Source organism: Pseudomonas arcuscaelestis (assembly GCF_016881005.1).
Lineage (GTDB): Bacteria > Pseudomonadota > Gammaproteobacteria > Pseudomonadales > Pseudomonadaceae > Aquipseudomonas > Aquipseudomonas arcuscaelestis.
Genome location: NZ_JACOPV010000006.1, coordinates 258,652 through 272,825, shown reverse-complemented (window position 1 = coordinate 272,825; position 14,174 = coordinate 258,652). Strand labels below are relative to the sequence as shown.

Below are 14,174 nucleotides of genomic sequence, written 5' to 3'. Positions count from 1 at the left end.
CCGGTCAGTGGCGCGCCTGGCGCGCCCTGCCCGGCACGGGCTGCATGACCAGCAACAAGCCGGTCAGCCCCAATACCAGATAGCAGAACAATTGCCAGCGTAGCTCCTGGGGCAATCCCACGCGCACGGCGAAATACGCCACACACGCCAGCATCGCCATAAGCAGTAACTGACCTCGCACGTCCCGCCAAATACTGGACAAGCCCTGCGCCTGAACCAGCACCAAACTTTGTACGCCTGCGCAAAACGCCGCAAACGCCACCAGTAGTGATGCCATCAGGCTGCCGATATCTTCGATCAGCAATGGCGCCAGGCCTATCTTGCCCAACGCCGGCAGCAGACCGAAATGCAACATCCACAGGCCACCGACCCAGAATACCTGGGTCAGTTGCCAGATTACCGTGGCCGCGGCAAAGCCGCGGCGATGATCAGATATGTGCGACTTCGACAATCTCGTACTCAACCAGACCGCTAGGGGTTTTAACTGCTACCACGTCACCCTCTTCCTTGCCCATCAAGGCACGGGCGATGGGCGAGCCAACCGACAATTTGCCGGCCTTGATATCAGCTTCATCTTCGCCAACGATCTTGTACTTCACGCTTTCGTCAGTCTCAACGTTGGCGATTTCAACGGTGGTACCGAAGATTACCTTACCGGTATGAGCAATGGTGGTGACGTCAATCACCACCGAGTTCTGCAGACGACCTTCGATGTCACGGATACGCGCCTCGACCATGCCCTGCTCTTCACGAGCAGCATGGTATTCAGCGTTTTCCTTGAGGTCACCAAGCTCACGCGCCTCACCGATAGCCTGGCTCAAGCGTGGACGCTCGACCTTGCTCAGAAATGCGTGCTCCTCTTCCAGGGCCTTGAAGCCCTGGACGGTCATTGGGTATTTAGTCATGCCTTGAGTCCTGCATGGAGATCCTGCAAGCGGCGAACAGTCTTTTCCGGACCGAACTTCAGCGCTTCGCAGATAGCTTCACCGGCCGCAATGGTGGTGGTGCAGTAGATTTTGTGCTGCAACGCATTGCGACGAATTGAGTAGGAGTCAGCGATCGACTGACGACCTTCGGTGGTGTTGATGATCAGCGACACTTCGTCGTTCTTGATCATGTCGACCACGTGCGGACGACCTTCAGTCACTTTGTTCACACGACGCACTTTCAAGCCAGCCGCTTCGATCAGCTTGGCAGTGCCGACAGTGGCAACCACTTCGAAGCCCAGGGCGATCAGGTCACGAGCGACACCGGCCACTTGTGGCTTGTCGTCGTCACGCACGCTGATAAACGCAGTACCGCCAGTTGGCAGCACTTCACTGGCACCCATCTGGGCTTTGGCAAAGGCCTCACCGAAGCTGTCGCCCACGCCCATGACTTCACCCGTGGATTTCATCTCTGGGCCGAGGATCGGGTCAACACCCGGGAACTTGGCGAACGGGAACACCGCTTCTTTGACGCTGTAGAAGTTAGGAATGATTTCCTTGGTGAAGCCGATTTCCTTGAGCGATTTGCCAGCCATTACGCGGGCAGCGATCATCGCCAGGGACGTGCCAATGCACTTGGAAACGAATGGCACGGTACGCGAAGCACGCGGGTTGACTTCGATCACGTAGATCTTGTCACCCTGCAGGGCCAACTGCACGTTCATCAGGCCGACAACGCCCAGCTCCAGGGCCATTTTCTTGACCTGCTCACGGACTTCGTCCTGAACATGGGCCGGCAGCGAGTAAGGTGGCAGCGAGCACGCCGAGTCACCGGAGTGAACACCCGCCTGCTCGATGTGCTGCATGATCGCGCCGATAACCACATCGGTGCCGTCGCAGACCGCATCGACGTCCATTTCGATGGCGCAGTTGAGGAAGTGGTCAAGCAGCACCGGACTGTCGTTGGACACTTGCACCGCTTCACGCAGGTAGCGCTTGAGTTCGTCCAGTTCGTAGACGATCTCCATGGCACGACCACCCAGCACGTAGGAAGGACGAACCACCAGCGGGTAACCGATCACACCGGCAGCACGGATGGCTTCGTCTTCGCTGCGCACGGTGGCGTTTGGCGGCTGCAGCAGGTTCAGACGCTGAACCATCTGCTGGAAGCGCTCACGGTCTTCGGCGCGGTCGATGGAATCTGGGCTGGTACCGATGATCGGCACGCCGGCTTCTTCCAGGGCGCGAGCCAGTTTCAGCGGGGTCTGGCCGCCGTAGTGGACGATCACACCTTTTGGCTTCTCGACCCGCACCACTTCCAGCACGTCTTCCAGCGTCAGCGGCTCGAAGTACAGGCGGTCGGAGGTGTCGTAGTCGGTGGAGACGGTTTCCGGGTTGCAGTTGACCATGATGGTCTCGTACCCGTCTTCACGCAGAGCCAGTGCCGCGTGAACGCAGCAGTAGTCGAACTCGATACCCTGACCAATACGGTTAGGGCCGCCACCGAGGATCATGATCTTGTCACGGGTCGACGGATTGGCCTCGCACTCTTCCTCATAGGTCGAGTACAGGTAAGCGGTATCTGTGGCGAACTCGGCGGCGCAGGTGTCGACACGCTTATAGACCGGGAACACTTCCAGCTTGTGGCGGTGACGACGCAGGTTCTTGTCGGTGATGCCCAGCAGCTTGGCCAGACGCTGGTCGGAGAAGCCTTTACGCTTGAGGCGCAGCATCAGGTCTTTGTCGATAGACGACAGCGCCAGGGTCTTGACCTTCTCTTCTTCCTTGATCAGGTCTTCCATCTGTACCAGGAACCAGCGGTCGATCATGGTCAGGTCGAAGATCTCGTCGACAGTCATACCCGAACGCATGGCGTCAGCCACGTACCAGATACGCTCGGCGCCAGGAACTGTCAGCTCGCGCTTGAGAATGCTGCCAGCTTCCGGCGAGGCCAGGTCGACTTTCGGATCCAGGCCACATACACCGACTTCCAGGCCGCGCAGTGCTTTCTGCAGGGACTCCTGGAAGGTGCGGCCAATGGCCATGACTTCACCCACGGATTTCATCTGGGTGGTCAGGCGCGCATCGGCTTTCGGGAATTTTTCGAAGGCGAAACGCGGCAGCTTGGTAACTACGTAGTCGATGGACGGCTCGAAAGACGCTGGGGTGCGACCGCCAGTGATGTCGTTCTGCAGCTCATCCAGGGTGTAACCAATGGCCAGCTTGGCCGCGATCTTGGCGATCGGGAATCCGGTGGCTTTCGAGGCCAGGGCCGAGGAACGCGATACCCGCGGGTTCATCTCGATCACGACCATACGACCGGTGTCCGGGCAAATGCCGAACTGAACGTTGGAACCACCGGTTTCGACGCCGATCTCACGCAGCACCGCCAGCGAGGCGTTGCGCATGATCTGGTATTCCTTGTCGGTCAGGGTCTGCGCTGGAGCAACGGTGATCGAGTCACCGGTGTGCACGCCCATCGGGTCGAAGTTCTCGATGGAGCAGACGATGATGCAGTTGTCCTTTTTGTCGCGGACCACTTCCATCTCGTACTCTTTCCAGCCGATCAGCGACTCGTCGATCAGCAGCTCCTTGGTCGGCGACAGGTCCAGACCACGGGCGCAGATTTCTTCGAACTCTTCACGGTTGTAAGCAATACCGCCGCCGGTGCCGCCCATGGTGAAGGACGGACGGATGATGCACGGGAAGCCAAGCTTCTCGAGCACTGCGTTGGCTTCTTCCATGCTATGGGCGATGCCGGAGCGCGGGCACTCCAGGCCGATAGCCTTCATTGCCTTGTCGAAACGCGAGCGGTCTTCGGCCTTGTCGATGGTGTCAGCATTGGCACCGATCATTTCCACGCCGAACTTTTCCAGAACGCCTTCGCGCTCCAGGTCCAGTGCGCAGTTCAAGGCAGTCTGGCCACCCATGGTCGGCAGCAACGCGTCTGGACGCTCTTTTTCGATGATCTTGGCAACGGTCTGCCACTTGATCGGCTCGATGTAGGTGGCGTCGGCCATGGCCGGGTCGGTCATGATGGTGGCCGGGTTGGAGTTCACCAGGATGACGCGGTAACCCTCTTCACGCAGGGCTTTGCAAGCCTGGGCGCCGGAGTAGTCGAATTCACAGGCCTGGCCGATAACGATCGGGCCAGCGCCGAGAATCAGGATGCTTTTAATGTCTGTACGTTTTGGCATGGGTTGTCACTCAATTCCGCAGGTCAGTCGGCAAGCCGCATTGAACAATCTTGGGGGCGGCGCCTGAACGCGGCTTGCACCGGTCCAGGGCCTTCTCGCCAGATGCTCAGCGGCGCTTGGCCATGGCATCGATGAAACGGTCGAACAGTGGCGCGACGTCGGTCGGGCCTGGGCTTGCTTCAGGGTGACCCTGGAAGCTGAACGCGCTCTTGTCGGTGCGCTCGATACCTTGCAGGGTACCGTCGAACAGCGACTTGTGAATTGGGCGAACGTTGGCCGGCAGGGTTGCTTCGTCGACGGCAAAACCGTGGTTCTGGCTGGTGATCATGACCACACCGGTGTCCAGGTCCTGGACTGGGTGGTTGGCACCGTGGTGACCGTGGCCCATCTTCATGGTCTTGGCGCCGGAAGCCAGAGCCAGCAGTTGGTGGCCCAGGCAGATACCGAAAACCGGGATCTCGGTTTCCAGAATCTCTTTGATCGCCTGGATGGCGTAGTCGCATGGCTCCGGATCACCAGGGCCGTTGGACAGGAACACGCCATCCGGGTTGAGCGCCAATACTTCGCTGGCCGGGGTTTGCGCCGGCACGACGGTCAGGCGGCAACCGCGGGCAACCAGCATGCGCAAGATGTTCAGCTTGACGCCGTAGTCGTAGGCAACCACGTGGTAAGGCAGATCGGCAGCGTCGATGGTCGCGTGGCTGTCGGTTTTCAGCTCCCAGACGCTGGAGCGCCATTCGTAGCTGGACTTGGTGCTGACAACTTTGGCCAGGTCCATGCCCTTGAGGCCCGGGAAGCCACGAGCAGCGGCGATCGCCGCCTCTTCAGTGATGTTGTCGCCGGCCAGGATGCAGCCATTCTGCGCGCCCTTCTCACGCAGGATGCGGGTCAGGCGACGCGTGTCGATACCGGCAATGGCGACAACATTGTTGGCCTTGAGGTAGTCAGACAGCGACAGGGTGTTACGCCAGTTGCTGGCAATCAGCGGCAGGTCACGGATGACCAGACCAGCCGACCAGACCCGATCGGACTCGGCATCTTCCGGCGTAGTGCCGGTATTACCGATGTGCGGATAGGTCAGGGTAACGATCTGTTGGGAATACGAAGGGTCAGTCAGGATTTCCTGATAGCCGGTCATTGCGGTGTTAAACACCACCTCACCAACGGTCTGACCGTCGGCTCCAATAGCCTCACCGCGAAAAATGCTGCCATCGGCAAGGGCGAGTATGGCTGGCTTAGTCAAGAAGACCTCCCAAAAATAAAGCCTGAAGGGGCGATCGCAGGTTGCAAAAAAGCGGAATGACGTATAGACACGTCACCCCGCTTTCTTCGTCGAATTATCTGCGCGCTTTTAGTGGACACACTAAAGCTGTAGCTTACAGAAAAGCGCTTTTTTGGTCTACCACTGATGTGCCTGAAACGCGCAAGAATGCGACAGCAGGACTTCAAGACACCTGTAGGAGCGGGCTTGCCCCGCGACGCGACGTAACTGGACGGTCGCAATCACGGGGGCAAAACCACCCCACAGGGAGGGGCGGGGCTATCAACGCAGGTCGAGAACGTCCTGCATGTCGTACAAGCCAGGCTCGCGACCATCGAGCCAGAGTGCTGCACGCACCGCACCCTTGGCAAAGGTCATGCGACTGGAAGCCTTGTGGGTGATTTCCAGACGCTCACCGTCGGCAGCGAACAGCACGGTGTGATCACCGACCACATCACCAGCACGTACAGTGGCAAAGCCAATGGTCTTGCGGTCACGCGCACCGGTCTGGCCTTCACGGCCATAGACCGCCACTTCCTGCAGGTCACGCCCAAGCGCTTGAGCCACAACCTCACCCATGCGCAGCGCCGTACCCGAAGGTGCATCGACCTTGTGACGGTGATGGGCTTCGATGATCTCGATGTCCACATCATCACCCAGCACGCGAGCGGCCATATCCAGCAGCTTAAGGCTGAGATTGACGCCGACACTGAAGTTGGCAGCGAAGACGATTGGGATGTCTTTGCCCGCTTCCGCCAGCAGCTGCTTTTCTTCAACGCTGAAACCGGTGGTGCCGATAATCATGGCCTTGCCTGCCTTGCGACAGAACGCCAGGTTCTTCAGGGTTACTGAAGGGTGCGTGAAGTCGATCAGTACATCGAACTCCTCGGCAACCTTGGCCAGATCATCAGACAACAGCACACCGATTCGTCCCAGCGCCGCCAGCTCACCGGCGTCAGCGCCGACCAGCGTGCTGTCCGGGCGATCAATCGCCGCGGTCAGACCAGCGCCCGGCGTTTGCTGCACAGCCTCGATCAGGGTTTTACCCATGCGCCCTGCTGCACCCATTACTGCTATACGTCGCATGCCCTATTCCTTCTTACAAGTCGCCGAAGAAGCGCTTTACACCTTCGAACCAGCCGCTGGCCTTGGGCGAGTGGGAACTGTCACCTTCCAGCGAGTCGCGCAGTTCTTCAAGCAGTTCGCGTTGACGGCGACTGAGATTGACCGGCGTTTCGACCGCAACACGGCACATCAGGTCACCCGCACCACCACCACGAACCGGTGCTACACCCTTGCCACGCAAACGGAACTGCTTACCGGTTTGCGTGCCTTCCGGGATCTTCAGCTTGACCCGACCATCGAGCGTCGGCACTTCCAGCTCGCCACCCAGTGCAGCATCGGTGTAGCTGATCGGCACTTCGCAATACAGATGCTTGCCATCACGTTGGAAGATATCGTGCTCACGCACGTTGATCACAACGTAAAGATCGCCAGTCGGGCCACCATGGGAACCCGCCTCGCCTTCGCCGGAAAGACGGATACGGTCGCCAGTATCGACGCCAGCCGGGACCTTGACCGAAAGGGTCTTGTACTCTTCGATACGACCTTCGCCGTGGCAGGCGTTGCAAGGATCGGTAATGATCTTGCCCTGGCCATGGCAACGCGGGCAGGTTTGCTGCACCGAGAAAAAGCCCTGCTGCATGCGCACCTGGCCAATACCACCACAGGTCGGACAGGTTGAAGGCGAAGAGCCTTTCTTGGCACCGGAACCATCACACGGCTCACAGTTGACCAGTGTCGGCACGCGAATATTGACCGTGGTACCGCGCACAGCCTCTTCGAGGTTCAGTTCCAGCGTATACCGCAGGTCGCTGCCACGCTGGGCGCCGCCACGCGAGCCGCCACGGCCGCCACCAAAGAAATCGCTGAACACGTCACCGAAAATGTCGGAGAAGTTCGCGCCGCCAAATCCGGCACCGCCACCGCCCATGCTCGGGTCGACACCGGCATGACCGTACTGGTCATACGCTGCGCGCTTACTGGCATCGGAAAGAACTTCATAGGCCTCGTTGGCCTCCTTGAATTTCTCTTCCGACTCTTTGTCATCAGGATTACGGTCCGGGTGATGCTTCATCGCCAAGCGGCGATAGGCCTTTTTCAGGTCCGCTTCACTGGAGCCGCGTTCAACTCCCAGAACTTCGTAATAGTCACGCTTTGCCATAAGTCTTTTCACTCTTGAGGACGTTCGGCAAACCTCTGCGCATTTCGCGCCGTGCCGCCAGCACCCGCCTCGTCTACCTCCAGGAGGCCTGACAGATGCTGTAAAAATTCGGGTATTCCAGACACGCCAACGCGGGAGCAAGCCCCCGCGCGGCGACATCCTACCAGCCAACCACTACAAAGCAGTCAACCGGCCGACAACCTGTAGTAATTACTTGTTGTCTTTGACTTCTTCGAACTCGGCATCGACGACGTCGTCGTGCTTAGGTTCTTCAGCCTGCTGCGCGCCAGCTTGTGGCTGTTCGGCCTGCTGCTCGGCGTACATTTTCTGAGCAACTGGAGCCGACACTTTCGACAGCTCTTCAACCTTGGCATCGATAGCAGCCTTGTCGTCGCCTTTGATGGCGGCTTCCAGGGCAACTACTGCAGCTTCGATTGCAGTTTTCTCTTCGGCAGTGACCTTGTCACCGGCGTCAGCGACCATTTTGCGAGTCGAGTGAACCAGTGCATCACCCTGGTTACGGGCAGCGGCCAGCTCTTCGAACTTGCGGTCTTCTTCCGAGTTCGCTTCGGCGTCGCGGATCATCTGTTGAATTTCTTCGTCAGACAGACCCGAGTTGGCCTTGATCACGATCGACTGAGTCTTGCCAGTAGCCTTGTCTTTGGCGCCTACGTGCAAGATGCCGTTGGCGTCGATGTCGAAGGTTACTTCGATCTGTGGCACGCCACGTGGTGCTGGTGGAATCTCGGCCAGGTCGAACTTGCCCAGGGACTTGTTCTGCGCAGCCTGTTTACGCTCACCTTGCAGCACGTGAATGGTCACAGCGCTCTGGTTGTCATCGGCAGTCGAGAACACTTGCGACTTTTTGGTCGGGATAGTGGTGTTCTTCTCGATCAGCGCGGTCATCACGCCACCCATGGTTTCGATACCCAGGGTCAGCGGGCTGACGTCCAGCAGCAGCACGTCTTTCACGTCACCGGCCAATACCGCACCCTGGATTGCAGCACCCATGGCAACAGCTTCGTCAGGGTTGACGTCTTTACGTGCTTCTTTACCGAAGAAATCGGTTACAGCTTTCTGCACCAGCGGCATACGAGTCTGACCGCCAACCAGGATAACGTCGTCGATCTTGCTGACGTCGATACCGGCATCTTTCATGGCGATGCGGCAAGGCTCGATAGTGCGCTGAACCAGATCTTCTACCAGCGACTCCAGCTTGGCGCGGGAGATCTTCACGTTCAGGTGCTTAGGACCGGTGGCATCTGCAGTGATGTACGGCAGGTTGACGTCGGTCTGCTGGCTCGAAGACAGCTCGATCTTGGCTTTTTCGGCAGCTTCTTTCAGGCGCTGCATTGCCAGCGGGTCACCTTTGAGGTTCATGCCGCTTTCTTTCTTGAACTCGTCGACGAGGTAGTCGATCAGGCGAATGTCGAAGTCTTCACCACCGAGGAACGTGTCACCGTTGGTGGCCAATACTTCGAACTGGTGCTCGCCATCGACTTCGGCGATTTCGATAACCGAAACGTCGAAGGTACCGCCACCCAGGTCGTAAACGATCACGGTGTGATCGCCTTTAGCCTTGTCCATACCGTAAGCCAGAGCAGCTGCGGTTGGCTCGTTGATGATACGTTTTACGTCCAGACCCGCGATGCGACCGGCATCCTTGGTAGCCTGACGCTGGCTGTCGTTGAAGTAGGCCGGAACGGTGATGACCGCTTCGGTAACAGGCTCGCCCAGGTAGTCTTCGGCGGTTTTCTTCATCTTTTTCAAGATTTCAGCCGAAATTTGTGGCGGTGCCATTTTCTGGCCGTTTACTTCAACCCACGCGTCGTTGTTGTCAGCCTTGACGATTTTGTACGGAACCATCTGGATGTCTTTCTGCACGACATCTTCGTCAAAACGACGACCGATCAGACGCTTTACTGCGTACAGAGTGTTGTGCGGGTTGGTAACAGCCTGACGCTTGGCCGACTGACCAACCAGAATCTCGCCATCGTTGGCGTAAGCGATGATCGACGGCGTGGTACGAGCGCCTTCAGCGTTCTCGATAACCTTTACGTTGCCGTTTTCCAGAATGGAGACACAGGAGTTGGTGGTCCCCAGGTCGATACCGATAATTTTGCCCATGTTAACTCTCCCGAAACTTGAATTTTGTTGCCGCAGCAGTGGTGGCTACCTGCGGTAATACTTGAATGCTTGACACCTAAATGGGGGCGCTCGAAACGATTTCAAGCCTGCTCGTCAATCGACGGCGAAACCGCTGCCGGTGCCTTGCTGACCACAACCATGGCCGGGCGCAGCAGGCGACCGTTGAGCTGGTAGCCCTTCTGGAACACCTTGAGCACACTGTTTGGCTCGACCTCGGCGCTTTCTTGCATGGCCATGGCCTGGTGCTGCTCGGCGTTGAACGGTTCGCCGTGCGGGTCAATAGCCTCAAGGTTGTAGCGCTTGAGCGTGTCGTGGAACATTTTCAGGGTCAGCTCAATGCCTTCGCGCATCGGGCGAATGCTTTCGTCGTCAGGGCTGGACAGTTCCAGACCGCGCTCGAGGCTGTCGATGACCGGCAACAGGTCACCGGCGAATTTTTCCAGTGCAAATTTGTGCGCTTTCTCGACGTCCTGCTCGGCACGACGACGCACGTTCTGCAGGTCGGCAGTGGTGCGCAGGGATTGATCCTGGGCCGCCGCCAGCTGCTCTTCGAGCACCTGCACACGGGCGCTCAGCTCTTGTGCGCCTGCATCTTCGGCGTTCAGATTCTGTTCATCCAGCTGTTCGTCAGCCATAAAATCTCTCCTCTCGAATAGTGTCAGCGAGCTCAACTCGCGCTTCTGCCGGCTATATGGGGTCGTAAAACCCAGGTTCAAGGGCTGCCATGCAGGAGCGGGTAGATTCGTTCATAACCCATCGCAATCAGAACGCCCCCCTGATAACCAAATCGAACTAAGCACAACCATTGTCAGCGGATTTAAAAACACTGTATAAATAACCAGACTTAACGCCTGGGAGCCGCCCCAATGCTGGTGCACCTGTCCGTACACAACTACGCCATCGTCGAACACCTTGACCTCGAACTCGCGCGCGGGATGAGCGTCATTACCGGTGAAACCGGGGCCGGCAAATCGATCATGCTCGATGCCCTGGGCCTGACCCTGGGTGATCGCGCCGACAGCGGCGTGGTGCGCCCCGGCGCCGACAAGGCTGACATCCTGGCCACCTTCGACCTCATCGATATCCCCGAAGCCCGCACGTGGCTGGCCGAACGCGACCTCGACCACGATGGCCCGTGCATCCTGCGCCGGGTAATCACTGCCGAAGGTCGCAGCCGTGGCTACATCAATGGCACGCCCTGCCCGCTCGGCGACCTCAAGGCCCTCGGCGAGCTGCTGATCGATATCCACAGCCAGCACGAGCACCAGTCGCTGCTCAAGGCCGACACCCATCGCCGCCTGCTGGACGAATACGCAGGCGCTACCGACCTCGCCCGCCAGGTACAGCTGGCAGCCCAACGCTGGCGGCAAACTCGCCAGGAGCTGGAGCGACTGTCCAACTCCGGTGACGAGCAACGAGCACAGCAGCAGTTGCTCAGCTACCAGCTCGAAGAGCTCGACAACCTCGGCCTGGGCGAGAATGAACTGGAGCAACTGGAGCAGGAACACAAGAACCTGACCAATGCCGAGGCGCTATTCGGCATTTGCCGCCAGGTGATCGACCACTGCAGCGAGAACGACTCAGGCAATGTGCTCAGCGCCCTGACCGCCAGCCTCAACCGCCTGACCGCGGTGCAAAATGCACCGAAGGCGCTCGGCGAGGCTGCCAATATGATTGCCAGCGCCCAAATTCAAGTCGAAGAAGCGGTCGGCGAGCTCAATCGCTTTCTTGATCACTTCGACGCCGACCCCGCGCGCCTGCAACAGCTCGAAGAGCGGCTCGACAGCATCTATACCCTTGCCCGCAAGCACCGCGTGCACCCCACCGAACTGGCCACCCTTCAGCAACAATTGATGGAAGAGCTTGAAGGCCTCAATGCCAGCGACGAATCGATCGAGCGCCTGGGCGAAGAACTGGCCGCTTTTGCGCGCCACTATCAGGACAAGGCCAGCGAGCTCAGCGCCCTGCGCGGTCAGGCTGCCGGTCAATTGTCCGCCGCGGTCGAGCAGGAGATTCAGCGCCTGGGCATGCCCGGCGGCCGTTTCCGCATCGAATTGCATGTAAATGCGGGCGATGAACTGTCGCCACATGGCCTGGAGCAGGTCGAGCTGCTGGTCAGCGCCAACCCCGGCCAACCCCTCAAAGGCCTGGCCAAGGTTGTCTCCGGGGGTGAATTGTCACGGATCAGCCTGGCCATCCAGGTTATTACCGCGCAAACCTCGCGCATTCCGACGCTGGTATTCGACGAAGTCGACGTGGGTATCGGTGGCCCAACCGCCGAAATCGTCGGGCAACTGCTGCGACGCCTGGGTGAGCGCGGCCAAGTGCTGACGGTAACGCACCTGCCGCAGGTCGCCGCTCAAGGCCACCACCACCTGTTTGTGCATAAAGTGCGCAACAGCGAAGCCACTCACACGGCCGTGGCCAGCCTGGGCAAACGTGAGCGCATAGAAGAGGTCGCCCGAATGCTCGGCGGCATCGATCTGACAAAGGAATCTCTGGCTCACGCTCGCAAAATGGTGGTCACCAGCAAAGCCTGAGCGCAGAAAGCACAAAGGCGACCCTTGGGTCGCCTTCGATGCTGTACGGCAAGAAGTGTTACTTATCTTTTCTTGCGCACGTACAGGACCAGATTATGGTCAACCAGTTCGAAGCCATGCTCGGCGACGATTTCTTTCTGGCGCTTTTCGATTTCGCTATCGAAGAACTCGATAACCTCGCCAGATTCCACGTTGACCATATGGTCGTGGTGGCCACCGTCGGCTAGCTCGAACACGGCATGACCGCCGTCGAAGTTGTGGCGCACGACCAGGCCAGCGGCTTCGAACTGGGTCAGAACACGGTAAACCGTGGCCAGACCGACATCCTCGCCCGCCTCCATCAGCGCCTTGTAGACATCCTCAGCACTCATGTGACGCTGCTCGGTAGAGTCGAGCATCTGTAGAATTTTAACTCGAGGCAGTGTCACCTTGAGACCGGCTTTGCGCAGTTCGCTATTTTCAACCATGGTCAGCTTTCTCGCCGATGCTGCTTCGCAGCTTCTCTGAATACGGGTATGATCGGGGTTTACGTTGTCCAGCCAAGATAGTGGAAGTCGCCCACCGATGCAAAACACCAAGCTCTTGCTAACCAGCCTCACCTTTGTGGGACTGCTCGCACTCGCCGGTTGCTCGTTCCCCGGGGTTTACAAAATCGACATCCAGCAGGGCAATGTCGTCACGCAAGACATGATAGACCAATTACGCCCCGGAATGACCCGTCGGCAAGTACGGTTTATCATGGGCAACCCCCTGATCCAGGATACATTCCATACCAATCGTTGGGATTACCTGTACAGCCTGCAGCCTGGCGGCGGTCAACGCCAGCAGGAACGCATGAGTATTTTCTTCAATGAAAGTGATCAGTTGGTGAGCTTGTCCGGCGACTTCATGCCGGGCGTCAGCCGCGACCAGGAAATCCTCGGCGGCAGCGGCGACACCAGTGTCAGCCCAGCACAGCCAGGTACCACCGAGCCTACAGAACAACCCGAGGAAACCCCGGCCAAGCCAGGCTCCCTGGAAGAAAAGATCCAGCGCGAAGTCGATACTATCGAAGCGATTCCAGTACCGACCCCAGCCCCGATCGAAACCTCGCCGCAATAACCCTATTGCAGGCAAAGAAAAGCCCGGATCTTCCGGGCTTTTTTGTGTTTCAGCGCTTGGCCTTCTTGAACACCCTTGCCACCTTGTCGGCCCGCTGCTTGCGCACCTCCTTGGGGTCGATCAGCAAGGGCCTGTACAGTTCGATTCGATCACCCGCCACAACCGCCTGTTGATCAGCATCGCGGACCACCTTGCCGAAGATGCCGAGCGGGCACGCGTTTATATCCAGTCCCGGCACCTGCTCGGCAACACCCGACAAGCGCACGGCTTCACGCAACGTGGTGCCGGGGGCAACGTCCACCGTCAGCAGCCACTGCTGCTCGGCCGTGGCGTAGACCACTTCAACCTGCAAGTTGCTTGGCTCGCTGACAGAATGCATCCACCAAGGTGTTGGCTGCCTGATTGAAGATCGGACCCAACGTTGCCCGCACCAATGGCCCGGCGTAATCGAAAGACAGATCCAGGCTGATTTTGCAGGCCTTTTCACCCAGTGGCTTGAAGACCCACAAGCCGTGCAACTGATTGAACGGCCCCTCTTCCAGGTTCATCTCAATCGATTGCCCCGGCACCAGCACATTGCGGGTGACGAACTTCTGGCTCATGCCACCCTTGGCCGCTTCCAGACTGGCACGCATCAGCGTGTCGCTCTCTTCCAGCACGGTGGTGGAGGAACACCACGGCAGAAACTCCGGATACCGCGCAACATCATTGACCAGGTCGTACAGCGCCTGGGCGGGATAGGGCAGTAAGGCCGAGCGTTGAATATGGGTAGTCATC

Annotated in this window: 13 protein-coding genes; 2 read left to right on the top strand and 11 right to left on the bottom strand. The window is 58.7% G+C overall.

Annotated features, from left to right (window positions below):
• Positions 1 to 4: 4 nt before the first annotated feature.
• From H8F21_RS11675 to grpE, 8 genes are all read right to left on the bottom strand, one after another.
• Complete coding sequence (locus tag H8F21_RS11675) at positions 5 to 451, bottom strand: MFS transporter (protein WP_203584388.1); 447 nt, start codon at positions 449 to 451, stop codon at positions 5 to 7.
• A complete protein-coding gene (greA, locus tag H8F21_RS11670; protein WP_136474436.1) occupies positions 429 to 905 on the bottom strand; it encodes a transcription elongation factor GreA in 477 nt (158 codons plus the stop codon). Before greA ends, H8F21_RS11675 begins: the two co-directional genes overlap by 23 nt.
• A complete protein-coding gene (gene carB, locus H8F21_RS11665) occupies positions 902 to 4,123 on the bottom strand; it encodes a carbamoyl-phosphate synthase large subunit (protein WP_203584387.1) in 3,222 nt (1,073 codons plus the stop codon). Before carB ends, greA begins: the two co-directional genes overlap by 4 nt.
• A gap of 106 nt (positions 4,124 to 4,229) precedes the next feature.
• Positions 4,230 to 5,366 carry a glutamine-hydrolyzing carbamoyl-phosphate synthase small subunit gene (gene carA / locus H8F21_RS11660; RefSeq protein ID WP_203482767.1) on the bottom strand — a complete coding sequence of 379 codons (1,137 nt, stop codon included), beginning with the start codon at positions 5,364 to 5,366 and terminating at the stop codon, positions 4,230 to 4,232.
• A gap of 300 nt (positions 5,367 to 5,666) precedes the next feature.
• Positions 5,667 to 6,470 carry a 4-hydroxy-tetrahydrodipicolinate reductase gene (gene dapB / locus H8F21_RS11655; RefSeq protein WP_136474433.1) on the bottom strand — a complete coding sequence of 268 codons (804 nt, stop codon included), beginning with the start codon at positions 6,468 to 6,470 and terminating at the stop codon, positions 5,667 to 5,669.
• A 13-nt stretch (positions 6,471 to 6,483) separates the two neighbouring features.
• Complete coding sequence (gene dnaJ, locus H8F21_RS11650; RefSeq protein ID WP_203482768.1) at positions 6,484 to 7,608, bottom strand: molecular chaperone DnaJ; 1,125 nt, start codon at positions 7,606 to 7,608, stop codon at positions 6,484 to 6,486.
• Between the two features lie 210 nt (positions 7,609 to 7,818).
• On the bottom strand, positions 7,819 to 9,735 hold the full coding sequence (dnaK, locus tag H8F21_RS11645; RefSeq protein WP_136474431.1) for a molecular chaperone DnaK: 1,917 nt from the start codon (positions 9,733 to 9,735) through the stop codon (positions 7,819 to 7,821).
• 101 nt (positions 9,736 to 9,836) lie between these two features.
• The gene (grpE, locus tag H8F21_RS11640; protein ID WP_136474430.1) at positions 9,837 to 10,391 is read right to left on the bottom strand and encodes a nucleotide exchange factor GrpE; all 555 of its coding nucleotides are present in this window, start codon (positions 10,389 to 10,391) and stop codon (positions 9,837 to 9,839) included.
• A gap of 231 nt (positions 10,392 to 10,622) precedes the next feature.
• Here grpE and recN point away from each other — a divergent pair, with 231 nt between their 5' ends.
• Positions 10,623 to 12,296, top strand: a complete 1,674-nt coding sequence (recN, locus tag H8F21_RS11635) for a DNA repair protein RecN (protein ID WP_203482769.1) — start codon at positions 10,623 to 10,625, stop codon at positions 12,294 to 12,296.
• 62 nt (positions 12,297 to 12,358) lie between these two features.
• Here recN and fur read toward each other — a convergent pair whose 3' ends face one another.
• Positions 12,359 to 12,763, bottom strand: coding sequence for a ferric iron uptake transcriptional regulator (gene fur / locus H8F21_RS11630; protein ID WP_136474428.1), 405 nt, complete (start codon positions 12,761 to 12,763; stop codon positions 12,359 to 12,361).
• 97 nt (positions 12,764 to 12,860) lie between these two features.
• On the opposite strand from fur, the gene H8F21_RS11625 reads away from it, so the two are divergent.
• Positions 12,861 to 13,397 carry an outer membrane protein assembly factor BamE gene (locus H8F21_RS11625; protein WP_203584386.1) on the top strand — a complete coding sequence of 179 codons (537 nt, stop codon included), beginning with the start codon at positions 12,861 to 12,863 and terminating at the stop codon, positions 13,395 to 13,397.
• Between the two features lie 49 nt (positions 13,398 to 13,446).
• On the opposite strand, the gene H8F21_RS11620 is transcribed toward H8F21_RS11625, so the two are convergent.
• Positions 13,447 to 13,776: an RnfH family protein gene (locus H8F21_RS11620; RefSeq protein ID WP_203482753.1), complete on the bottom strand. Its 330-nt coding sequence runs from the start codon at positions 13,774 to 13,776 to the stop codon at positions 13,447 to 13,449.
• Positions 13,739 to 14,173 carry a type II toxin-antitoxin system RatA family toxin gene (locus tag H8F21_RS11615; RefSeq protein ID WP_136474425.1) on the bottom strand — a complete coding sequence of 145 codons (435 nt, stop codon included), beginning with the start codon at positions 14,171 to 14,173 and terminating at the stop codon, positions 13,739 to 13,741. Before H8F21_RS11615 ends, H8F21_RS11620 begins: the two co-directional genes overlap by 38 nt.
• Between the last annotated feature and the right edge of the window lies 1 nt (position 14,174).